This window comes from Flavobacterium aquidurense (assembly GCF_001404985.1).
Taxonomy (GTDB): domain Bacteria; phylum Bacteroidota; class Bacteroidia; order Flavobacteriales; family Flavobacteriaceae; genus Flavobacterium; species Flavobacterium aquidurense_B.
On record NZ_JRLF01000009.1, the window covers coordinates 422,005 to 444,730 of the forward strand.

At 33.0% G+C, this 22,726-nt stretch carries 26 protein-coding genes; 18 read left to right on the plus strand and 8 right to left on the minus strand.

The features are described 5' to 3' along the window. Nucleotides 1–214: 214 nt before the first annotated feature. Nucleotides 215–823, plus strand: coding sequence for a DapH/DapD/GlmU-related protein (locus tag RC62_RS07825; protein ID WP_055094236.1), 609 nt, complete (start codon nt 215–217; stop codon nt 821–823). A gap of 240 nt (nt 824–1,063) precedes the next feature. Here RC62_RS07825 and RC62_RS07830 read toward each other — a convergent pair whose 3' ends face one another. The 3 genes from RC62_RS07830 to RC62_RS07840 all read right to left on the minus strand — a co-directional run bounded on the left by RC62_RS07830 (nt 1,064) and on the right by RC62_RS07840 (nt 4,863). Beyond that, nucleotides 1,064–2,479, minus strand: a complete 1,416-nt coding sequence (locus RC62_RS07830) for a tetratricopeptide repeat protein (RefSeq protein ID WP_055094540.1) — start codon at nt 2,477–2,479, stop codon at nt 1,064–1,066. Nucleotides 2,480–2,519: 40 nt separating this feature from the next. After that, entirely contained in the window at nt 2,520–4,058 is a 1,539-nt protein-coding gene (locus RC62_RS07835) for a patatin-like phospholipase family protein (protein WP_055094237.1), read from the minus strand. 262 nt (nt 4,059–4,320) lie between these two features. Further along, the gene (locus RC62_RS07840; RefSeq protein ID WP_055094239.1) at nt 4,321–4,863 is read right to left on the minus strand and encodes a DUF4375 domain-containing protein; all 543 of its coding nucleotides are present in this window, start codon (nt 4,861–4,863) and stop codon (nt 4,321–4,323) included. A gap of 239 nt (nt 4,864–5,102) precedes the next feature. On the opposite strand from RC62_RS07840, the gene RC62_RS07845 reads away from it, so the two are divergent. Next, nucleotides 5,103–5,822 (plus strand): hypothetical protein, encoded by a 720-nt coding sequence (locus RC62_RS07845; RefSeq protein ID WP_055094241.1) that lies wholly within the window; start codon nt 5,103–5,105, stop codon nt 5,820–5,822. Between the two features lie 59 nt (nt 5,823–5,881). Here RC62_RS07845 and RC62_RS07850 read toward each other — a convergent pair whose 3' ends face one another. Beyond that, nucleotides 5,882–6,223 carry a hypothetical protein gene (locus RC62_RS07850; RefSeq protein WP_055094243.1) on the minus strand — a complete coding sequence of 114 codons (342 nt, stop codon included), beginning with the start codon at nt 6,221–6,223 and terminating at the stop codon, nt 5,882–5,884. Between the two features lie 174 nt (nt 6,224–6,397). Here RC62_RS07850 and RC62_RS07855 point away from each other — a divergent pair, with 174 nt between their 5' ends. Both RC62_RS07855 and RC62_RS07860 read left to right on the plus strand, forming a co-directional pair. Beyond that, the gene (locus RC62_RS07855; protein ID WP_055094245.1) at nt 6,398–6,799 is read left to right on the plus strand and encodes a helix-turn-helix domain-containing protein; all 402 of its coding nucleotides are present in this window, start codon (nt 6,398–6,400) and stop codon (nt 6,797–6,799) included. Nucleotides 6,800–6,909: 110 nt separating this feature from the next. Continuing rightward, nucleotides 6,910–7,380, plus strand: coding sequence for a hypothetical protein (locus RC62_RS07860; protein ID WP_055094247.1), 471 nt, complete (start codon nt 6,910–6,912; stop codon nt 7,378–7,380). 9 nt (nt 7,381–7,389) lie between these two features. Here RC62_RS07860 and RC62_RS22985 read toward each other — a convergent pair whose 3' ends face one another. After that, nucleotides 7,390–7,560, minus strand: coding sequence for a hypothetical protein (locus RC62_RS22985; RefSeq protein WP_165689764.1), 171 nt, complete (start codon nt 7,558–7,560; stop codon nt 7,390–7,392). A gap of 399 nt (nt 7,561–7,959) precedes the next feature. Between RC62_RS22985 and RC62_RS07865 the strand changes: the two genes are divergently transcribed. Further along, the gene (locus RC62_RS07865; protein ID WP_055094249.1) at nt 7,960–8,517 is read left to right on the plus strand and encodes a YdeI/OmpD-associated family protein; all 558 of its coding nucleotides are present in this window, start codon (nt 7,960–7,962) and stop codon (nt 8,515–8,517) included. A gap of 89 nt (nt 8,518–8,606) precedes the next feature. After that, the gene (locus RC62_RS07870; RefSeq protein ID WP_055094251.1) at nt 8,607–9,509 is read left to right on the plus strand and encodes a PhzF family phenazine biosynthesis protein; all 903 of its coding nucleotides are present in this window, start codon (nt 8,607–8,609) and stop codon (nt 9,507–9,509) included. Nucleotides 9,510–9,627: 118 nt separating this feature from the next. Here the strand turns inward: RC62_RS07870 and RC62_RS07875 are convergent, their stop codons facing one another. Then, nucleotides 9,628–10,758: a DUF664 domain-containing protein gene (locus tag RC62_RS07875; RefSeq protein ID WP_055094253.1), complete on the minus strand. Its 1,131-nt coding sequence runs from the start codon at nt 10,756–10,758 to the stop codon at nt 9,628–9,630. 142 nt (nt 10,759–10,900) lie between these two features. Beyond that, nucleotides 10,901–11,128: a CDGSH iron-sulfur domain-containing protein gene (locus RC62_RS07880; protein WP_055094255.1), complete on the minus strand. Its 228-nt coding sequence runs from the start codon at nt 11,126–11,128 to the stop codon at nt 10,901–10,903. 545 nt (nt 11,129–11,673) lie between these two features. On the opposite strand from RC62_RS07880, the gene metG reads away from it, so the two are divergent. From metG to RC62_RS07940, 12 genes are all read left to right on the plus strand, one after another. Next, nucleotides 11,674–13,731 (plus strand): methionine--tRNA ligase, encoded by a 2,058-nt coding sequence (metG, locus tag RC62_RS07885; protein ID WP_055094257.1) that lies wholly within the window; start codon nt 11,674–11,676, stop codon nt 13,729–13,731. A gap of 153 nt (nt 13,732–13,884) precedes the next feature. Further along, entirely contained in the window at nt 13,885–14,121 is a 237-nt protein-coding gene (locus tag RC62_RS07890; protein WP_055094259.1) for a hypothetical protein, read from the plus strand. Further along, nucleotides 14,103–14,402 carry a type II toxin-antitoxin system RelE/ParE family toxin gene (locus tag RC62_RS07895; protein WP_055094261.1) on the plus strand — a complete coding sequence of 100 codons (300 nt, stop codon included), beginning with the start codon at nt 14,103–14,105 and terminating at the stop codon, nt 14,400–14,402. The genes RC62_RS07890 and RC62_RS07895 overlap by 19 nt, the downstream gene beginning before the upstream one ends. Nucleotides 14,403–14,655: 253 nt before the next feature. Further along, nucleotides 14,656–14,931, plus strand: a complete 276-nt coding sequence (locus tag RC62_RS07900; RefSeq protein ID WP_055094262.1) for a hypothetical protein — start codon at nt 14,656–14,658, stop codon at nt 14,929–14,931. A gap of 297 nt (nt 14,932–15,228) precedes the next feature. Further along, nucleotides 15,229–16,116: a DMT family transporter gene (locus RC62_RS07905; protein ID WP_055094264.1), complete on the plus strand. Its 888-nt coding sequence runs from the start codon at nt 15,229–15,231 to the stop codon at nt 16,114–16,116. Nucleotides 16,117–16,378: 262 nt separating this feature from the next. Continuing rightward, nucleotides 16,379–17,086 carry an HAD family hydrolase gene (locus tag RC62_RS07910; RefSeq protein ID WP_055094266.1) on the plus strand — a complete coding sequence of 236 codons (708 nt, stop codon included), beginning with the start codon at nt 16,379–16,381 and terminating at the stop codon, nt 17,084–17,086. Continuing rightward, the gene (locus RC62_RS07915; RefSeq protein ID WP_055094268.1) at nt 17,086–17,715 is read left to right on the plus strand and encodes a chloramphenicol acetyltransferase; all 630 of its coding nucleotides are present in this window, start codon (nt 17,086–17,088) and stop codon (nt 17,713–17,715) included. Before RC62_RS07910 ends, RC62_RS07915 begins: the two co-directional genes overlap by 1 nt. Nucleotides 17,716–17,815: 100 nt before the next feature. After that, nucleotides 17,816–18,952 carry an OmpA family protein gene (locus RC62_RS07920; RefSeq protein ID WP_055094270.1) on the plus strand — a complete coding sequence of 379 codons (1,137 nt, stop codon included), beginning with the start codon at nt 17,816–17,818 and terminating at the stop codon, nt 18,950–18,952. A 221-nt stretch (nt 18,953–19,173) separates the two neighbouring features. After that, a complete protein-coding gene (locus tag RC62_RS07925) occupies nt 19,174–20,649 on the plus strand; it encodes a hypothetical protein (RefSeq protein ID WP_055094272.1) in 1,476 nt (491 codons plus the stop codon). Between the two features lie 92 nt (nt 20,650–20,741). Next, nucleotides 20,742–21,260 carry a ferritin gene (locus RC62_RS07930; RefSeq protein WP_055094273.1) on the plus strand — a complete coding sequence of 173 codons (519 nt, stop codon included), beginning with the start codon at nt 20,742–20,744 and terminating at the stop codon, nt 21,258–21,260. A gap of 81 nt (nt 21,261–21,341) precedes the next feature. After that, nucleotides 21,342–21,527, plus strand: coding sequence for a hypothetical protein (locus tag RC62_RS07935; RefSeq protein ID WP_055094275.1), 186 nt, complete (start codon nt 21,342–21,344; stop codon nt 21,525–21,527). A gap of 84 nt (nt 21,528–21,611) precedes the next feature. Beyond that, complete coding sequence (locus RC62_RS07940; protein ID WP_055094276.1) at nt 21,612–22,304, plus strand: DUF2461 domain-containing protein; 693 nt, start codon at nt 21,612–21,614, stop codon at nt 22,302–22,304. 88 nt (nt 22,305–22,392) lie between these two features. Here the strand turns inward: RC62_RS07940 and RC62_RS07945 are convergent, their stop codons facing one another. Next, complete coding sequence (locus tag RC62_RS07945) at nt 22,393–22,725, minus strand: single-stranded DNA-binding protein (RefSeq protein WP_055094278.1); 333 nt, start codon at nt 22,723–22,725, stop codon at nt 22,393–22,395. Between the last annotated feature and the right edge of the window lies 1 nt (nt 22,726).

Here is a 22,726-nt window from a genome sequence, read left to right on the forward strand (position 1 = left end):
CAAAGCTTTTTTAATAAAATTAAGTCCACCGAATTGAAATTCTTAACGCATTAATATGTCGCTCCGATGGAGCTTCAACACAAAACCAATACTATCTTTTATAAATATTTCGCTCCTCTGGAGCTTTATATTTTATTAATCCTTCGTGAAGCTTCGTAAAACTTAACATCTCCAAAAATAAAAATTCCGTAAATTGCCATTAAAAATTATCCTTATGCTTATCGACCATTTTATCGAAGATTTCTCTAAGACTTTCAGCGATCTTTCTACTTCAGAACCATGGAATATTACGAATGACCTTAAAAACACAATCGAAAAAATGATCCTTAATCTGGGTGACGATTACATCATTCAGGACAATATTGCCATTCATAAATCGGCCACGATCGAAAATAATATCACGATAAAAAAACCCGCAATTATTGGCGAAAACTGCTACATTGGGGCAAATGCTTATTTTAGAGAAGGCGTTTATTTAGATCAATCGGTAAAAATTGGCCCGGGTTGCGAAATAAAAAACAGCATTATTTGTTCGGGCACGGCGATTGCACATTTTAATTATATCGGAAATAGTATCATTGGCAGAAACATCAATTTTGAAGCAGGTTCAATTGCCGCAAATCATTATAACGAAAGAAGTAATAAAAAAATATCCGTGCTTTATGATGGCAAGATTATCGAAACAAACTCGGATAAATTCGGTTCTTTGGTAGGTGATAATTCCAGAGTTGGAGCCAATGCCGTATTGTCGCCTGGAACTATATTGATTAAAAATTCTATTGTAAAAAGATTAGAATTAGTTGAACAAGTGATTCCGGAATAAAAACATTCCGAAAAAGTGCACGAAGATTACAAAGAAAAGCACAAAGATATTTCAGAATAGAATTAACCCCAGAGGGGTAATATATTTATAGCAATAAAAAATCCAAACGAATTCAGAGCTCCAGCGGGGTGAAATCCTTGGCGCATTAATATGTCACTCCGATGGAGCTTGAACACAAAACCATTACAATTTTCTATAAATATGTCGCTCCTCTGGAGCTTTGTTGATTATTTGTCGCTTTTACTCTTTTATTACTCTAAAAATTTCTGTTGAATTTCCTCCAATAACTTTTAGTACATAAAAACCAGATGCTAATGTCGAAACATAGATTTTTCCATCAGTGCTTGTTCCTTTTAAAACCGAAACCGACTCGAAACTAAAAAACTCATAGTCAAAATTGGCATCAAAATTTTCAACCGAAATTATTGTTTGAGCGGGATTTGGAGAAACATACGCCTTTTTATTTGCTATAATTTCTGGCTGAACATTATTGCAGGCACTTTGTAGTAATAAAGGTAAATCTGTTTCATCATAAACTAGAGAATACTTCAGTTCGTTAGCGCTACGGAACAACTCACACGCTTTTTTGTATTTGTGCTGATCGAGATAAATGATTCCGAGATTTTTCATCGCATACGAATTGTTTTTATCCACTTTCAATGCGTCTTTCAAATCTGCAATTCCTTTATCTGATTCTCCTAATTTATGATAAAGTAAACCTCGGGTCGTTTTTAGATTTCTGCCTTCGTAAAATGCATTACGTTCTGTGATGGCTTTTTCGTTTTTAAAAGCAATTGTAATATTATCCATTGCTTTTTGATATTCGCCGATATCACTATACAATCGTGCAAGCGCCCATCTCGCATCGGCCATTTCAGGTTTTTGGGTTACAATTTTTTCTAAATAATAACGCGCCAACTCATACGCTTTTCGGTCTTGCAAAAGAGTCGCAAAATTGTATAAAATATGCAGATCATCAGGAGCATTTTTTGTGGCTTTAAAATAATAATTAAAAGCAAAACTATCCATATCGAGCGAGGCATAAATACTCGCCAATCTGTCGTAAAGTTTGCTTCTAAATGCATCTTTCTTTTCTGCCAAAGAATCTGAGAGTGCTTTGTTTTTAGGATCTTTATCTATTGAATATTCAACCTTTTTTAAATCTTCGAGCGCCAATGTTGTATTTCCTAAACTAATACTTAAAACGCCGCGATTATACAAATCATTCACTTTAACCGGATTGTAATTCGTTCTTGTATTAATATCCGTCAATAATTGAAGTGCTTTTTTAATCGATTCTTCCCTCTCTTTACCAAACGGCAATTTATGATCGGTTCTGCTTACTAATTTTCCGTGAGAATAATTCCAGGTAACCAGTTTTTCACCTTGTTTGTTGTACTGAAAAGAATCTCCATTTTTTAGACCTTTATCATAATAAAAAATCTCATTCAGTTTTCCGTTCGGGTAAAAGGTTTTGGTACTGTCCGGTTTTTTATCTGGCCCGTACCAGATTTCTACAGAAACGGCATGATCATTATAAAAATAGCGTGAAACATCTTCCTTTTTTTCATCGTTTTTTTGCTGAGCAAATACTAAAAAAGGGAAAAATAATACCGCAAAAAATATCTTTTTATAAGTCAAAAGTTGTTGAGTCAAAACAGTAAGGATTAAATACAAATTCAAATTTCGGATAAAATTACTTACGTTCAACCAATAATTCTCTTAATTCATTGGTTTTTAAATACACTGCAAAACGACCGGAAAGTAATAAAATTTCTCTTTCTTCGGGAGTTATTCTTAGTTTGGTTTCTACGTGCGAGGCATATTCATATAACATCAAAACTTGTCTGGCAGATAAATCTTTAAATTTTTCCTTATTTAAAGTCGCAATGATTACTTCGCCATCTTTATCTTTTTTAAATGAATCTTCGCCAAACTTCATGATCAGTTCTTGTTTAAAATTACCAAATAGCTTTGCCCAACTACTCGATTCATCATTGGTGTTTTTCAATTCAAACACCAAATCTTCATAAGGATAATCTTTTTCCATCTTGATCAAATAATCCCTAATTGTGGTAAAACCTATAATCTGGTAATTTGAAACTGGTATTTTGTATCGTTCAAAAGTATTCTCGACATCTTTATCAAAAGTCATATATCGGGTTTGAACCGTGTATAAAGAAGCGGTTTCAAACAACGAAATCAACCTGATTTTTGCATCGTTTATGTAAGGTGTTTTTTTACCTTGTCCGAGGCAATCGATAAAAAGCGCTTTTTTATTCTTATCACTCACTTTGGTATCGTTGTACAGCAATTCGACCAAAGTTCTGTATCCCATATTATCTGATGCGCCGCCATCGACAATACACAATATTTTATCCTGATTTTTTACGCCAAATTTCACTTTAGGCAATACTCCAGGAAAAGCAGAACTTGCAGTAATCGCATACGTCAAAGGAAAATTGTAACCATCATTAACATTATTTTCATTTAATGCAATTGGTGCTTTATTGGGTGCCAAAGACGAATTAAGATTCAATCCTCGAATAATATGTGGCATAAACGGAATACGTTCTCCATTATTAAAAGCCGTTCCGTTGGCTACAAACATGGGTAAAGATGGAGTTGCAGTACTATTTTTTGGAACAAAAAAATCCGACATCATCATTTGTGTTCCAAACTTATTCGTATTGTCGGGATTCAGTGCATCATATTGCAAAATATCTGAATCTATTCGTTGTGTCATCGATATTTTATCGCCTTTTTCGTTTCGGCTATTATTTAAAAGAGACAAAATATTCGCCGACTTATCGACATAATCTTTATAAGCATCGGCTTTAGAAAAGTAGAATTCGTTGAAAGAACAATTATCCTGAAACAATTTATTTTTAAGAATCGTTAAATAATATCCTGCCGAAAAACAACCACCGGAAACGGTTGAAAAATAATCAATTTCGTTCAGGAAATTGCGCTGCGAATTGTCTTCCTGAATTTCTTCTAATCCTAAAAGTACGCCCATACTAAAAAACTGCGCTCTCGAACCTCCACCCGAAATACCAATTCCTAAAGCGATATTAGGATTCTGAAATTTCTTGTCTCGTTCCTGAACCGACTTATAATCGTTTAACGAAACCGAAGGAATCGAACTATAATTGATCTCTGAAAAAAGGTTGATTTTGTTTTGAGAAAACCCTATTTGAAGAAAAAGCAATATCAGGAAGTATTTACATCTCATTTTTAGATTTTTTATAATCGCTAAACCATTAAAAGCTAAATTAATAAAGTTATTTTAGAAAGTAATACGAACACTTCACAAAGATTCCCTAAGTTTTTTTAGCTGTCAGGCTTAACGTCCCGAGGGGTCGGGAGAAGTTCGCAAAGTTTTTTAGCCACAGATTATGATGATTAAAATGATTTTTTTTAAATCTGCTTAAATATTTTTAAATCTGCGTGAAACAAAAAACTTTGCGAATTTCACCTTTAAACATAACAAAATCTTAAGCCCTCTTTATCTCATGACCAACATATTCCTCTAAAGTAGCAAACATATCATCTACAGAAAGCACTTCGAAATCAGGATGGTTTTTCAGGAAATTAGCATTTAGCGTAACCAGGTTTTCTTCCAATTCAAAAAAAGTATCGTTGTTTAGCAAATCTCTGGTCGGGTTTACACCTTCCAGTTTTCCGCTTACAAATTTATTCAGCTTTACGCTGCTCATTAATTTCACCTTTTTGCTTTGTTGCTGAAACAATTCAAGATGTTTTTCGGCGCCAATTAATGCCAAACCTTCTTCGATAAGTTCGTTCAATTCTTTATTCCAACCTGATTTATAGACAAACTGAGCAAAATTACCTTCGGCATATTGCGAATAGTAATAATCAAGATAGTAACTCATCAAAGCATCTTCGTGAATAAATTCGTCATCGACACCTTCCTCGCGCATTAAATTAATTACCGAAATATTAGAGTGAATCACATCCTGAAGATTTTCACTATTCATTGCTGTTTCAGAAACTATTATTCTACCAAATTCCTCCATTTTGTTTTTGTTTTGAGATTGATTTGCAAATTTCGGCGAAATAATAATAGGAATGCGAATATTTTTTTGGGCGTTCCTTCGGGCGGGCTATTCGCTACAAGTCCTCGCACTTCCTTTGTCAGGCTGTGGGCTTTTCGCTGCTATCCCTAACGCAATCTGAAATTCAAAAGAAGATCTTGTTTTGTGAGATTATTTTGAAAGAAAAAAGATTATTTTAGCTGAAACAAAAATAATGATTAATGAATAAGTCTAAACAAAAAGACGAAAACAAACAAAACGATTACATTGAGAAAGATATCTTAATCAATGTTTATTTCAAAGAAATACTAAAATCAGATGAACAAAGGAATAAATATTTAGACTTACTTAATCAGCGAATTGATGAAAATAAAAAATCTTTAAATAGTTTATTAATGATAATGATTTTTTTAGTTATTGCATTTCCACTAATTTTAGATACAAAAATTAGTGAAATATCAGTAGGCCCATTTAAACTACAAGAAAATTCAATTGCCTTATATATAATTCCTTCCATTTTTGCCTTTTGTCACTATAAAGTAATTCAGGTTAATCTAAATCTAAATATGCAAAGCAAATATTATAAAGGCTTAACTTCAGTAATATTTAATCATAGTCAATATTCAACAGCTAACATCATTATTACGCCTTACTTGTTTTTAGAGTCTACTCAATATTATCATTTCACAGAGAAATCAAGAGTTTTAAAACTTCTTTTGACTATTTCTTGGTTTCTACTACGATTTGGTATTTTTATTTTTCCTTATTGGTTTACTTATTTCACAACCAAAATATTATTTAATAAATATGGATTAAACAATACACAAGAGATAATGTTTTTTTCCTCGCCAATAATTATTACTGTTTTTGCAATTATTTTGCACATACAATATTTTAAAAGAGAAGGTATACCTGAAGAAAAAGAAGAAAACGCTCAATAAAAAATTCTAATAACGCAAATTTGCACCTCATACCCACCAAGAGAAATCACAAAAAAAATTCATTCATCAACACCCTGAAAATCGCCAACAAGTATTTCATTAATTTCACTTAACATTTCAAATTCATCCATAGGAAACATCTCAAGTACGGTTTCTAAAATGAGACTAACATTAATAGGCGCTTTTTTGTCTGTTTCTGAAATTTTATGTGACTCATTTTCCAGAGCCAAAATGCATAATTTTAGCATATTGGTAATAATACAGCCAAGTTCATAGTAATTTAAAAGTTCAATTTTTGCGGTATAAAATTCCTTTTTATCTGGAGACGGATTTAAAGTGGTACAATATCGGGCAGTTAATTTTCTAAGACTATTTAGACTTTTAATTTCATTTGGCTCCATGATAACTTGGCTTTTTTAATTTTTACTATACGAAAAATATTACTTTTACTTAATACAACGCAAGGAAGTAATAGTAGGTATTGTCCCAAACCATTATGCATGGTGTTTTACAAATGCCATCTTGTATTTTACAAAAACAAGAATAATTAAAAGAATTTTAAATATCTTTGAACTATGAGCACAGCAATAAAACCGAAACATATTGGCAGAAATATTAGCCGAATCAGAGAGCTTCGTGGAATGAAACAAGAAGCCCTTGCTTTTGCAATTGGAATAAGTCAGCAAACTATTTCGAATATTGAAGGAAGCGAAAATGTTGATGAAGAAAAATTGAAAGCAATTGCTGAAGTTTTAGGAGTTTCGGTTGAAGCAATTAAAAATTATAGTGACGAAACAGTATTTAATATCATTAGTAATACTTTTACAAATACTAGTCACGATAGTTCAACAATCAACTCAATTAGTATTCAGCCAACTTTTAATCCTCTTGATAAAGTTGTTGAGTTGTTTGAACGTTTGGTTCAATCTGAAAAGGAAAAAGTAGAATATTTAGAAAAATTACTAAAAGGCAAATAACCTTTATAAAAAATATATTGATTGCAAAAAGAGACTTACGAGTCTCTTTTTACTTTTTAAACCATAATACTTTTGGATAATTTATATTCTGAAATTATAAAAGACTAAAATTGAAAACAAAAACAAACTCAGATTTTGACGAAACATTTTCGGCTTTAAAAAGAATGGGAAACACAATTCAAAGTGCAAAAAACACTTTCGAATTATTAAGAGAATTCAATTCGGAAACTACAGATTTGCAATGTGATCTTTTAATTTCCGAAATCCATAAAATTCAATATCATTCGAATACGAATAGTTATTTTTACTTCTATTTCCCGATAATTAGTCATATTCTATATTATAAACCTGAATACGTAAAAGAGCTTTTAAAATATTTAATAGGTCCAAATTTCGCAAACGGAACTTCTCAAGTCAACGAAATGATCTTGATTATAAAAGAAGCAATGAAATTTAAACTTAATGAAAATGAGTTTTATTTAACCCGCGAAAGTCAGTTTTGGGTTGAAGATGAACTTTATAAATTAGAAAAAGAGATTCAGCGAGAAATAGACATTTGCCAGAAAGAACTGGATGAATAGAATACAATGTTATTTCACATCAGATTCGTCACTATTCTTTTTCTCGTTCATTTTTGCCACTAAAGCTTTGAGACGTAATGCACGTTCTCTCTTTTCTTCCTGAAGTTTGGCCTTCTTCTTATTGAGCAATTTAGTATGCAAAGCCTTGTTTTTGGTATTTTTTTCAGGTCCTTTTGCCATAATATAATTTTGTTTAATTACGTTTACAAAGATAAAGAAGTATTAATAAAAATGATTATTTATACGAATCAAGGGTTGAAATGTGCCGTTAGGCACTAAATATTGGTAGTAGTCATTATGGTTAGAAATTCCTTGGCGTGCCGTAGGTACGCAACAAAATGCTAACTATTGCGTACCTACGGCACGCTAAATTTATTTTCATTCCTCTTTTCTACCAACATTTAGTGCCTAACGGCACATTTCAACCCTTGATTTGTCCTATTATCTTTTTAAGTCGTAATCGTATGTGAGAAAATCTAGATTTTTTGAAACTATCTAAAGAGGTATTCAAAATCTATGTTTCTATGTGTTAGAATAAGATTTTTTATATCTTCACTTGACATACTAACTTAATCCAAAATGAACCCAACCTTCTTCCCTACCCAGGAAAAATTCAGAGAATGGTTAGAAAAGCATCACAAAACCGAAACCGAACTTTTAGTAGGTTTTTATAAAGTGAACAGCAAAAAACCATCAATGTCCTGGTCACAATCTGTAGATCAGGCGCTTTGTTTTGGCTGGATCGATGGCGTTCGAAGATCCATTGACGACGAAAGTTACTCAATCAGGTTTACACCCAGAAAGAAATCCAGCATTTGGAGTGCGATCAACATCAAGAAAATAGAAGATCTCACAAAAGCCGGACTTATGATGCCCGAAGGTCAAAAAGCATTTGAATTAAGATCTGAGGAAAGATCCGGAATTTATTCACACGAAAAAGAACCATCAGTTCTTGATCCGGCTTTCGAAAAACAATTTAAAGCTAATAAAGTAGCGTGGGAATATTTTAACTCGCAAGCGCCATCATACAAAAAAGTCATGATTCATTGGATAATGACAGCCAAACAAGAAAAAACCAGAATTTCGAGACTCGAAAAAACAATAAATATCAGTGCAGAACAAAAAAGGATGTTGTAAAAGAAAATGCAATGATTATAACTTAGATCAAAGAACAAACAGTAACTTTATTCTATCGAAAAAATTTCATCTAATAATTAAGAATAATAATGGAAGATAGAATCGCATTAGAATACTACGTTTTAGATGTATTCTCTAATAAAAGTTACAAAGGAAATCCGTTGTCTGTGGTTTTTACTGATGGTAATCTGGATTTAGGAGTTTATCATAATATCGCCAAGGAATTTGGTTATTCTGAGACTTCATTTGTTTATTATTCGGCAGCACAAAAAGCGCTGAATGTTCGTTCTTTTACCCCCACAGGTTTTGAGGTTGATGGCGCGGGACACAATTTGCTAGGTGCAGTTTGTGCAGCATTATTCAAAAAAATATCCATTTTTGAGGAACAAAATGAAACCAATCATTTTGTAATCATGAAAGATAATCCAATACCATTATCAACGAGTTTTGACCCTGTTACGCAATATCCTGTGGTACAAATGCATCAAAAATCAGTTATTATTGGGCAGGAAGTTCCAGCTTCGGTAATAGCAAAAGCACTGGGTTTGGCGATTGATGATCTGACTGTTGGCGAACTTCTGCCAACCATTGTTCAAACAGAAGTTGCGCATATAATGGTTCCTATAAAAAACAGACGCTTTTTACACGATTGCATTCCAGACAATAAAAGACTTATAGAAATCTCTAAAGAATACAAGTTCGAAGGTTTTTATTGTTACACCATTTTCAACGAAAAACATGAAAATATAGTCGAAGCCAGATTCTTTAATCCATTAATTGGTATTGATGAAGATGCCGCAACCGGAACTGCCGCCGGACCTTTAATTGGCTTTTTGACAAAAAACAAATACACAAAACCCAATACCGAATATAAAATCCTGCAAGGCGTAAAACTAAATCAGCCTTCTTTAATTGAAGTAATGTCCAGAGACCATGATATTTTGGTTGGCGGTTCTGCCGTTATTACCATGAAGGGAGAACTTTATATATAATGCGAATCAAGAATTGAAATGTGTCTTTAGGAAGTAAATGAAGAACCTACAGATCTTCAATTTTTGATTAGTATATCAAACAAAAAAAAGCTGCATCATGCAGCTTTTTTAGTATTCTTTATTTCTTTATTTCCTGTGGTAATGTTTTCATTTGTTCTGGTGGAATGCGTTTCTTTAAAAACAAAATTTGTCCTAAATGACTGGATTGATGTTCCATAACATGAAACCAGCAATATTGATTGCTCATGTCATATTTCGTTTGAATTTGAACAAACCATGCATCATCTCTTTTCTTTAATTCTGAAATAGTTTTAGCTCTTACTTCATTATAAATATCAAGATAATATTGAATATCGTGACCTTTAAATTCATTGCGCGCGCCTTGATCGAGATTCAAAGCCGTCTCCCATTTTTTCTTTTCTTCTTCGTTAAATTCTCTGTTTTCAAAAGTAAGAACCTGATAATACTTTTCGGCTGCAGCCAAATGCATTACAAGTGAACCAATTCTATTTGCTTCTTGATCATGCAAATAATCAATTTCATACTGATCCATATTTTTGACCGTTTCTTCAACACGATCTTTAAGGTCTTCCAGCATCGAAATCATGTCGGCAATTTTTGGTGAAGCGCCTTCAACATTTCCTATTTTTCCGGTTTCTTTTACTAGTATACCACTTCCTTCCAGTAATAATGAATATTTTCCGTCTACACTTGATTTATCCGAAGAAATCTTAAATTCCTTAACCTTAACATTTTTTTGTTTCGCATTGCCCAAATTCCATTTTGGAATATCTGTATTGGTTGCAAGTGTTTCAAAACTTGAATTTAAAATGGTTACAGGTTCAAAAACACCTTTTGCGTTCTCGATAAATAATTGAAATTTATCAAAATAAAACTTTCCGTTTAACTCGCAAACTCCTCCAAAAACTAGTATTTTACTATTCTCATCAATTGTTCCTTCGACAGTATAAGATTGCCATTCTTTTGATTTTATTGGTCGGTCGTGCATATTATCAGCAAAGCCTGCCTCATCATCTTTATTAAAAACGCGTGCAAATACTCCTGCCCACGCTTTTGGGTCATTAGATTCTACTTTTGCTGATGCAATTACTTTAAATTTTTTCTTTACCGGAGTCTGAATATCTATTGTTTGACGAAAAGCCATCCATTGACCGGAAATAACTTTTTGTGTTTGCGCTTTTGCCGACAATAAGGTTAAAAACAATAATAGTAACGTTATTTTTTTCATTCTCTGTATTTTTAAAATTTTCGTAAATATAATATAGTTTTTTAAGGAAATAACTTATCATAATATGAAATTATTCTAAAAAAGTAAATAAAAAAAGCTGCATCACAGATGCAGCTTTTATATCATAACCAGAAATAGTTTCTTAGTTTGTTTTCATTGGTGGTAAATCGAATGCGATAGAATCGTGTTCGAAGTTATTGCGGTGTCCTCCGTCGCAAAAAGGTTTGTTTGCAGATAATCCGCAACGACAAAGTCCTAATGCAGCTCTTCCTTGTAATCCGTAAATTGTTCCTTCTGAATCCATGATTTCAAAATCACCTTCGATTTTGATAGATCCATTTTTATTGATGATTAATTTTGTCTTGCTCATAACTTGTTTTTGTTTTTTTTCAGGGCAAAGATTGCAAAATAAATTTTGAAGATTTTTATAGGGAAGCTAGTTTAAACTGGTTCTATTTTATGTGTTTTATCTTTTAGGTTTAATGGCACGCGGATGACGCGGATTTAAATGGATTGGCACAGATTTTATTTATTTGAAACTCTATGCTCAGCCTGACAATTAGGGGTTTGAAATCTTATAAATCATTATTTCACAAAATGTTCTTAATGCTGGTTCTAGCCCCGATAGAAGTGGAAATCCTTTTACTTTTTTCTTTAAAAAGTAAAAGATTGTAACGGATTGCTTCGCCAGTTCGCTCTTTCAGGCTCGGGTGCGGGATTAGCTCCTAAAAAAACATATCATCTCAATTAATCTCAGAAGAATTTTGTTTCCCGCAGATTATGCAGATTGAGCAGATTTTAATTTAAAACTTTGCGCCTTTGCGCCTTTGCGAGATTAAAAAGACCCAGCGAATCTCTGCGGAACAACAAAATCTCAATTCTATTGCTTATTTTTGCACTCAATAAAATTGAGTTATGATACAAAATCCAAAGAGATATACTATTACGGCGGCTTTGCCTTACACCAACGGACCTATACATATTGGGCATTTGGCGGGGGTTTACGTGCCTGCAGATATTTATTCGAGATATTTACGTTTGCAAGGAAAAGACGTTGCGTTTATTTGCGGAAGTGATGAACACGGGGTTGCAATTTCGATGAAAGCCAAAAAAGAAGGAATTACACCACAAGAAGTTATTGATAAATATGACGGAATTATTAGAAAATCATTTGCTGATTTCGGGATTTCGTTTGATAATTATTCGAGAACTTCGGCTAAAATTCATCATGATACGGCTCAGGAATTCTTTAGAACATTGTATGATAATGGCGATTTTATTGAAGAAATAACAGAACAATTATACGATGCAAAAGCGAATCAGTTTCTTGCAGATCGTTTCGTAGTTGGTACTTGCCCAAAATGTGGCAATGACGGAGCTTATGGTGATCAATGCGAAAATTGCGGATCGACTCTAAATGCTACAGATTTAATAAACCCAAAATCGACAATTACTGGAGAAACTCCTGTTTTGAAAGCAACAAAGCACTGGTTTTTACCACTTGACCTATATACTGAATTCCTGACTGAATGGGTTTTGGTTGGACATAAAAACGATTGGAAACCTAATGTTTACGGACAAGTTAAATCATGGGTTGACGGTGGATTGGAACCTCGTGCAGTAACGCGTGACCTTGATTGGGGAATTGATGTTCCGGTTGAAGGTGCTGAAGGAAAAAAATTATATGTTTGGTTTGATGCGCCTATCGGGTACATTTCATCAACAAAAGAATGGGCTTTACGCGAAGGAAAAGATTGGGAACCATACTGGAAAGATGAAGACACGAAGTTGGTTCATTTTATTGGGAAAGACAATATTGTTTTTCACTGTATTATTTTCCCAGCGATGCTTAAAGCCGAAGGAAGCTATATTTTACCGGACAATGTTCCTGCAAATGAGTTTTTGAATTTGGAAGGAAACAAACTTTCGACTTCTAAAAACTGGGCGGTTTGGCTGCATGAATATTTAGAAGAATTTCCGGAGAAACAAGATGTTTTGCGTTATGCATTGACATCAAACGCTCCAGAAACTAAGGATAACGATTTTACCTGGAAAGATTTCCAGGCGAGAAATAACAACGAATTGGTTGCCATTTTTGGGAATTTTATTAATCGTGTTGTGGTTTTAACCAATAAATATTACGACGGATTTATCCCAACTCCGAATGAATTATCTGAAGTTGACGAGAATACTTTGGCAGAATTAAAAGCGTATCCAGCCGTGATTTCAAGTTCGGTTGAGCGTTACAGATTCCGTGAAGCTCTTGGCGAATTGATGAATGTGGCACGTTTAGGAAATAAATATCTTGCCGATGAAGAGCCTTGGAAAGTAATGAAAGACAATCCGGAGCGCGTAAAAACTCAAATGTATGTTGCCTTGCAAATTGCTGCTGCGTTGAGCATTTTGGCTGAACCTTTCTTGCCTTTTACTGCTGCTAAATTGTCGAGAATCCTGAAAAACGAAGGTAAATTGAATTGGAATGATGTTGCCGAAAATTCAGAATTGATACCGGAAGGGCACCAAATTGGTGAAGCCGAATTATTATTCGCAAAAATCGAAGACGAAGAAATACAAAAACAAATAGATAAATTGGAAGCTACAAAAACTGCTAATCTTGCGGAAAGCAAACAACCGGAACCTCAAAAAGATTTGATTCAGTATGAGGATTTCGCTAAAATGGATTTACGCGTAGGAACTATTATTGAAGCGGAAAAAATGCCGAAAGCAAACAAACTTCTAGTTCTTAAAATCGATACCGGAATTGATGTTCGCACGATTGTTTCTGGAATTGCCGAAAGCTTTTCGCCAGAAGAAATCATTGGTAAACGTGTTACAGTTTTGGCAAATTTAGCGCCAAGAGCTTTACGCGGAGTTGAAAGTCAAGGTATGATCTTAATGACAACAAACACCGAAGGAAAACTGGTATTCGTAAATCCTGATACTGATGCACCAAATGGTGAAACGATAAACTAACTTTTTTTAGTGAAATAATAAATAAGAGAAAGTTATCCGCCTAAAACATCTGGCAGATAACTTTCTTTATTTAAATACGTTTATATAAATAATCATACTCAACTTACACAATCTGAGAATAAATCTTTAATTTTGAGTAAATAAAAGAATATCATGAACTTGACTGCACAAATAAAAAAGAATTTAATATCCAGAATCAAAGATTCTAAGGATTTGAATTTTCTTAATGCACTTCAAACTATTTTTGATGCCTCTGAGCAAGAACTTTATGAATTGTCAAATGACCAAAAGATGGCAATTGAGAATAGTCGTATGGAAATTGAAAAAGGAAATTTTCATAAAAATGAAGAAGTAATTTCTGAAATGAGAGAATGGCTAAAAAAGAAATAGTCTGGTCTTCTTTGGCTAAACTTCAACTACAAAATGTTCTTGAATATTATTTTATTAGAAATGAATCTCCGACTTACAGCTTAAAACTGTTAAACGAAGTCGAAGATTTATTAGATACACTTTCAAAGTCAGAATTGATTGGAAGACTTACTTCAAATAAAATCACTCGTGTTGTTTCTATGAAAGTCTATCTAGTATTCTACGAAATAAACGAAAATCAAATCGAAATAGTGTCTTTTTGGGATAATCGTCAGGATGTTAAAAACAGAAAAGTAAAATAAACCTTTTTTTAGTGAAAGGTTAGATGTGAAATATTAAAACATGAGAAATTTCTCATATTTTTTCTTTTTATCTGAGTTTATAGTCGTACGTTTGTCTCGACAAAATATCTGGAGACTTTAAATAGAAACTTATTCAAAGTTAACATAAGCGAACCCTCTCAATGGTGCTGGAGCAGGAAACTGCCCTTAATCTATCCTTTGGATATTTTGTCACACCTAAAGCGAGGGTTTCGTGCGTTTAATATTTTCGATTATGACAAAAGAAAATGAAAAAACATCGGAGCCAGATGTAATAACGGCAATGGCAAAATTTTTATCAGACATTTGGTATGAAGAGGATTTTAGGGATCAACCGGAATATTTGTCCGAAATTTTCGAGACAATTCTCTTAAATGAAATGGGTGATGACCAGGATCTCAGAGTCAAAATGGTAAGTTCTATCAGAATCAGCAAATTGCTGGCAAATGCGCTTGGCTCTTTTTCTGATAGTGAAATTAACAATGCCTGCCAGAAAATCATGAATGCCTAATACCACACAAAAACAAGTTTAATCCTAAACTTATTGATAAAAAAATCGAAGATTAAAAATTAAATCTTTGACTTTATTGTGCCGTCAGGCACTAGATATTGGTAGAAAAAACATGAATTTAAATAGATTTGGCGTGCCGTAGGTACGCAACAAACGAAATCTATTGCGTACCTACGGCACGCTAACGAATTTTAAACCTAATTTTCTACCAATATCTAGTGCCTGACGGCACATTTTATCTATTGTTGTCCTATATTTCTTTTCAAATAAGAGAAAAAATAAGATATTTGTTATCCTATGAAAATCACCAAACCAAGATTAGCCTTAATCTGCGGAATACTTTGTATTTCTATATTCCCAATATTGGTAAAACTTAAATTAGCTCCCGGATTAATCTCGGCTTTTTATCGCATGGCTTTTGCCTTTACTTTGCTTTTGCCTTATGTTTTTTTGACCAAAAACTTTAAGCTTCCAAAAACAAAATTTATTCTGTTGGCAATGCTTTGCGGCATTTTATTCTCATCAGATGTTGCCGTCTGGAATATCGCCATTCAGGATTCAAGCGCGACTCAGGCTTCGTTGCTGACGAATTTATCTCCGCTTTGGGTTGGGATTGGTTCTTTCTTTTTTTTGAAAATAAAACCTGCTACAAATTTCTGGATCGGGACTGTTGTTTCCTTATTTGGGATGATCACTTTGGTTGGTTTTAGCTTTTTTCTGGACCTCAATTTTGATCAGGCTTTTCTATTCGCAGTTTTATCCGGAATCTTATATTCGATATATCTTTTGGTGAGCAAAAATGTCCTTTCAGATGTTGATGTTCTTTCGTTTATGACCATTAGTTTATTCGCATCGAGCATTTATTTGGGAATACTATGTTATTGCTTAGATCAGCCTTTTACAGGATTTTCGGATACGGGTTGGTTTGTGTTAGTACTTCAAGCCGTTATTTGCCAATTGTGCGCTTGGCTTTCTATTAGTTATGCGACACAACATATGCGTGCAACAAGGGTTTCGCTAAGTTTATTAAGTCAGGCTGTAATTACTTCTGTATTAGCTTGGTTGTTTTTAGAAGAACAAATAACTTTACAAATGGTTTTTGGCGGAATCATTTTGCTATTCGGAATCAGGATTACGTTTTACGATAAAGCTATTTCTTTTAAGGGATTGTTTTCTAAGAATTAGGATTTAGAATTGGCACACGGATAATACGGGTTTAGACGGATTGGTTTTTGAAAATCTTTTTAATCTGTGGTAAAAAAATAGTGTAAATTAGTGTAATTCTTGGCTAAAAAGTTCTCTCGCAGATTTGGCAGATTGAGCAGATTCTTTTTAAATCTATATAATCATCTTAATCTGTGGCAAAAAAAAATTCGTGACAATTGGTGTAATTCGTGGCAAAAAAACCTGAAACCTGAAACAAAACAAACTTGAAACAACTTTTTCTATGTTACATAAAAACAAAATACCAAATTTAAAAGTAATAGCATTCGATGCCGATGATACTTTATTTGTAAACGAACCTTACTTTGAAGAAACGGAGCATAAATTTTGCGCTTTGATGGAGGATTATCTTTCGCATCAGGGAATCTCGCAGGAATTGTTTAAAATCGAAATTGCAAATTTACCTTTATATGGTTACGGAATTAAAGGTTATATCCTTTCGATGATTGAAGCGGCGATGAACATTTCGAACAATACAATCCCAATTGAGGTTATCGCAAAAATTATTCAGTACGGAAAAGAATTACTTGAGAAACCAATTGAGCTTCTGGACGGAGTCGAAGAAACTTTACAAGCTTTACACGGCAAATACAAATTGGTTGTCGCCACAAAAGGCGACTTGAAAGACCAGCACAGCAAATTGCACCGTTCAGGTTTAGGACATTATTTTCATCATATCGAAGTAATGTCAGACAAACAAGAAATTGATTATGAAAAACTATTAGGTCGTTTAGAGATTCAGGCAAACGAATTTCTAATGATTGGAAATTCATTAAAATCAGATGTTTTGCCGGTTTTAGGACTTGGAGGTTATGCCGTACACATTCCGTTTCACACCACTTGGGAACACGAAAAAATTAGCCATAAAGTAGAACACGAACACTTTAGTTCATTCGAAAAAATTACTCAAGTACTTGAGAACTTATCATAATGAAAACACTTTTAGATTTAGAAAACTGGAACAGGAAAGAACATTTTCAACATTTCAGACAAATGGAGGAACCTTTTTTTGGTGCAACCGTACAAATTGATTGTACAAAAGCATATCAGGCTGCAAAAAACCTTAAAGCTTCTTTCTTTATTTATTATTTGCATAAAACGTTAGTTGCAGTGAATTCTATTGAAAATTTCAAATATAGAATTGCTGATGACAATATTTATATCAATGACCGTATTGATGTATCAGCAACAATTGGACGCGAAGACGGAACTTTTGGATTTTCATTAATAGAATATAATCCTGATTTTAAAATTTTCGAGCAAAATGCTTTAACAGAAATTGAACGTATTCAAAACACAACAGGTCTTTTTACAAGATCTTTTGATGATGATAATGTAATTCATTTCTCTGCAATTCCGTGGCTTAATTTTAGTTCACTTTCTCATGCCCGCAGTTACACGTTTCCAGATAGTTGTCCTAAAATTTCTTTTGGCAAAATGATCACTTCTGAAACCGGAACCAGAACAATCGCAATGTCAGTGCACGTTCATCATGGCCTAATGGATGGTTTGCATATGGGGCAATTTGTAGATTATTTTCAGGAATTAATGAATACTTAAAAAACATTTAACCTTATTCTGTTGTTCTTATGGCTTATTCTGGAGAATAATTCCTACAATAAATTGTTTGTTTGATGAAAATTTAAAATCTCAAATAACAATGAAAAAAATTGTAATTGTTCTAGCGTTTTCGCTTGGTTTAACGAACATTCACGCGCAAACAGAAACAGAAAAAAATACTGGAAATGACTATAACAGATGGTCGATCGAAGTAGCTGGCGGAGTTAACAAACCTCAACGTCCAATGACGGAAGGTTATTTTACTTCAACTCCAAGTTTTTATGTTGGAGACCTGGGAGTTAGGTACATGCTTAACAACAAGTTTGGTTTAAAAGCTGATTTTGGATACAATAGTTTTACAGGAAAAAACAACTCTGTAGATTTTGATTCAAAATATTACAGAGCAGATTTGCAAGCTGTTGCAAACTTAGGCAGAATCATGAATTTTGAAACATGGACTAAAACAATTGGTTTATTAGGGCATGCCGGTTTTGGTTTAGCTCAGTTAGAAAACAAAGACTTACATGTTAAAGACAGAATGGGTAATTTTATTGCGGGTGTTACAGGTCAAATCAGATTAACTGACAGACTTGCCTTAACCGGTGATTTTACTACTATTTTGAATGCTTCTCAAAATTCTACTTTTGATGGTGCAACTTTTGGAGACACAAGAGGTTTTACAGGTATCCTTTTTAACGGTACTGTTGGTCTGAATGTGTATTTAGGAAAAAATACTAAACATGCTGACTGGGTTGTTGTATCACATGATTTTGATTCATCAGCTTTAGAAAGCAAAATGGCAGATCTTGAAGCTTTAGTTAGAAAAGCACCAGAAAAACAAGTAGTTATCGAAAAACAAATTAGTGCTCCTGTAGTAAGTGACAAAGATGTTATTAAAGAAATGATTAACGACAAATATTACAGCGTTTATTTTGACTTTAATAAATCGACTCCAATCGAAAATTCTACTGCTGCAATTGACGTAGTTTTAACTTATTTAAGAAAAACTCCTTCAGCATCTATTGATATTATTGGTTACGCTGATCAGGTTGGTAGTTCAGAGTATAACGAGAAATTATCAAACACAAGAGCCAACAATGTTAAAACAATTTTTGAAAAAGCAGGTATTGCATCTTCAAGATTAAATGTTGTAGCCGGTGGAGCTGATACATCTATTCAAAAAGACTCAGAAGAAGCTAGAAGATTGGCAAGAAGAGTTACTTTTAGAGTAAAATAATCTAAGCATTATTAAAAAATCAAGTCCTGAAGAAATTATTCTTCAGGACTTTTTTTATACCTTTAAGGTAAATCATAATCAAATATAGAGAACTCTTTCTTTAGCAAAACAAAGCAATAATTTGATTATCAATCCTTAATCTAATTGTTTTATAAGCTGAATGTTAATAATTCAAAAATAAAAGAGCCTGAATTTGGAATAATTATTGTTGGTAAAAAAACATGAAAAAATCATTACTCTTCTTTCTTCTGATCTATAAATCAGTACTGTTGGGTCAAACGGTATTGAATTCATATCCCTTAAACCTGCATAATCCTTTAGAAAATGGTCAGGCTTTAAATGTTGAGGATGTAAAAACCCATGATATTTATGTTTTTGCTGCAGATGATAACAACATCAATATTTTAAAATACAACAAATCCTTTTTTCTGAACAATCAGTTTACTGATTCTATAAAATATGTCGAAAAAAGAACTCTGGCCGGCTACAGTATTAGCGAAGATGGAAATCCTACACTTTACTGGAGTTCAAAAAACTTACGAAACCTGCGTATTATAAAATATTATCTGGGAACAAAAATTTCTAAACCTTTAAATTTTGATTTCCCAAGTGATATCGAATATTTGATTACTACCTTTCAAAAAGATAATGTTTTTTACATTATTGGAAAAGAAAAAAACCAACAACATCTGCTTCTTTATGAATTTAGTAATGGAAAATGCGAAATAAAAATGTTCGATTTTTCAGCCTTTTCTTTTCAAAATGAAAAAGGACAAAACCTTAGTTTTAGTGCGCTTATTCGATATTTTCCAATCCAGAACATAGATTCTAATGAGTTTAATACTTTAGATAAAAGCGCCAAAATGATTAAAATGTATGTACTCGAAAATGATATCATCTTAACTTTCGACTATAATGCAAAAAAAACACAGGTCTTCAATCTTAACTTAGAAACTACAACTGTAACAGAGAAAAATTTTGACCAGCCGGTTTTAAAAAATACCTCTAAGACCTCAAATTCTTTTTATCTTAAAAACAAACTGTTTCAAATCAATGCGAATCAGGAAGAACTAGCATTTGATATAAAAGATTTCGATTCCGGAAAGACAATTAAAAGTAATTCAATTTCAAAAAATGATACGATCCCTTTTACAAACTCTCCAATGTTTCTTCAAATAGACAACGAGAAGCCTCAAAAATTAAAAACGGTTTCTAAATTCCTAAAAAATTTATCTTCATTAAGTGGAGCTGTTTCTGTTTTAGAAAACAATAATAATAGTTATGTGACTTTGGGAGGTTTTGTAGAACATATTTATACTGATGCCTTTTATGCACCACGAGATTACATGACTTTCCAGGATTTTGACAATCCTTCGATCCGGGAATATTCAAGAAGCAGAATGGTTTTCTTTGATTCAACACTAAATTCCAATTACGAATTTGTAAACAATAACCAACAGGAACCACTGGCAATTGATAATATTATATATTTTTTAAGCATTACTAAAAATGTATCGTTGCAAAACTTTCTTAAATTAAAAGATTACTCTATTCTGAGCTATTATGACACCGAATCTAAACAGTATCTAATGCGTAAATTTACGGATGGCTTAATACGGGAAGATAACGGAAATCCGATTATGAACAAGTCACAATTTTCAAAACAGGCCTCTTTTGGCACCATTAAATCACATTAATTTTTATTAGAATTAATCCAAATGTCTTGTGTTTATGGATTTCCAAAAAACGGAATGGATTATTTTTCTAACTTTACAAAAAAGTCATCATTATGTTATCGAAAAATATAGAAGCGGCATTAAATAAGCAAATACGCATAGAGGCAGAATCTTCGCAAACCTACCTTTCTATGGCTTGTTGGGCTGAAGTACACGGATTAGAAGGAATTGCGCAATTTATGTACACACAATCAGATGAAGAGCGCGCCCATATGCTTAAACTGGTTAAGTACATCAACGAACGCGGAGGTCATGCTCATATTACCGATCTTAAAGCGCCAAAGACATCATATTCTACATTCAAAGAAATGTTTGAAGCTCTTTATAACCATGAGATTTTTGTTTCAGAATCTATTAATGAACTGGTACACATTACTTTTTCAGAAAAAGATTATGCAACTCATAATTTCTTACAATGGTACGTAGCTGAACAAATCGAAGAAGAAGCAACAGCAAAATCTATCTTAGACAAAATTAACTTAATTGGGGATGATAAAGGCGGACTTTATTTGTTCGACCGTGATATTCAGCAATTAACTGTTACAAGCTCTATTGCAATTAACCCAAAATAAAAAAAGTTAAAGTTTATTTAGAATATATACAAATAACATTTTTCTTTTATATTTGCTTCTGTTTTTAAATACGAAGGAAAATTGGGCAAGAAAGAAAAAGACAAGGACAAGAAAAAGGATAAAAAGAAAAAGAAGAATAAAGTTATCCTTGAGAACATTAAGAAGTTGGAAAACTGTAAATCTTCTTGTTGTGAGAAATACAAAAAAAGTGAAAAGAAACGCTGCTCACGTTGTCCTATGTTTGATTTATTTAAAAAAACTGCTTAACAAAATATATACAAAACCCACCAAGAAATTTGGTGGGTTTTTAGTTTAATCATAATCGCCTTCAGACTAAAAAGAGTAATTTCTATGAAAAATAAAATTCTTATACCCAAATCCAGTCTTGATTTTTTGACCCAACTCAAAGAGAACAATAACAAACCCTGGTTTGAGTCGAATAAGCCAAACTACCTGAAAGAATTAAACCATATTGAAACTTTTGCAGATGCTTTGCTTCAGGAATTGTCTAAAACTGATGTTTTAGAAACGGTTTCAGGTAAAAAAAGTGTCTATAGAATTTATCGTGATATTCGTTTTTCTAAAGATAAAACTCCTTTTAAAAACTATTGGGGCGGGAGCTTTACACGAGCAACAAAGGAAAGACGCGGTGGATATTATTTTCATTTCGAACAAGGAAATAGTTTTGTTGCTGCTGCTTTCTGGGGACCAAATGCTGCAGATTTAAAACGCCTTAGAAGCGAATTTGCACACGATCCTGAACCAATGCAGAAAATACTCAAATCAAAATCTTTTATCGAAACTTTTGGAACTCTGCAGGGCGAACAGCTTAAAACAGCACCAAAAGGTTATGATGTAAACCATAAAGCGATCGATTTGCTGCGCTACAAACAGTTCTTGATTATGAAACGTTTTACTGATGAAGAAGTATTGAGTCCGATTTTTTTAGAAAAGGCTTTAGAAACGTGTAAAAACATGCGGCCTTTTTTAGATTATATGAGTGAAGTTCTTACTACTGATATAAATGGTGCTTCTATTTTATAATTACATTTCAACACAAAAATAAACCCGACAGTCCCGAAGTCTCGGGATTAAAAATCTGTCGGGTTTGACTATCGAATTTGGTTAAACGTTATTTACTAAGCAACAAAATTTCATTGACAACAACTTCGGTCATATATTTTTTTTCTCCGTTTTTGTCATCGTAACTTCTGTGGGTTAATTTTCCTTCGATCGCAACTTCTTTTCCTTTTACTACATATTTTTCGATAATTTCGGCAGTTTTACCCCATGCAGTAACACGATGCCACTGTGTTTGCTCAACTTTTTCACCTTTATCATTGGTGTATTTCTCGTTTGTGGCAATAGTTAAATGTGCCAGTTTTGTTCCGTTTTCTAATGTTTTAATTTCTGGATCATTTCCTGCGTTACCAATTAATTGTACTCTGTTTTTCATTGCATTCATG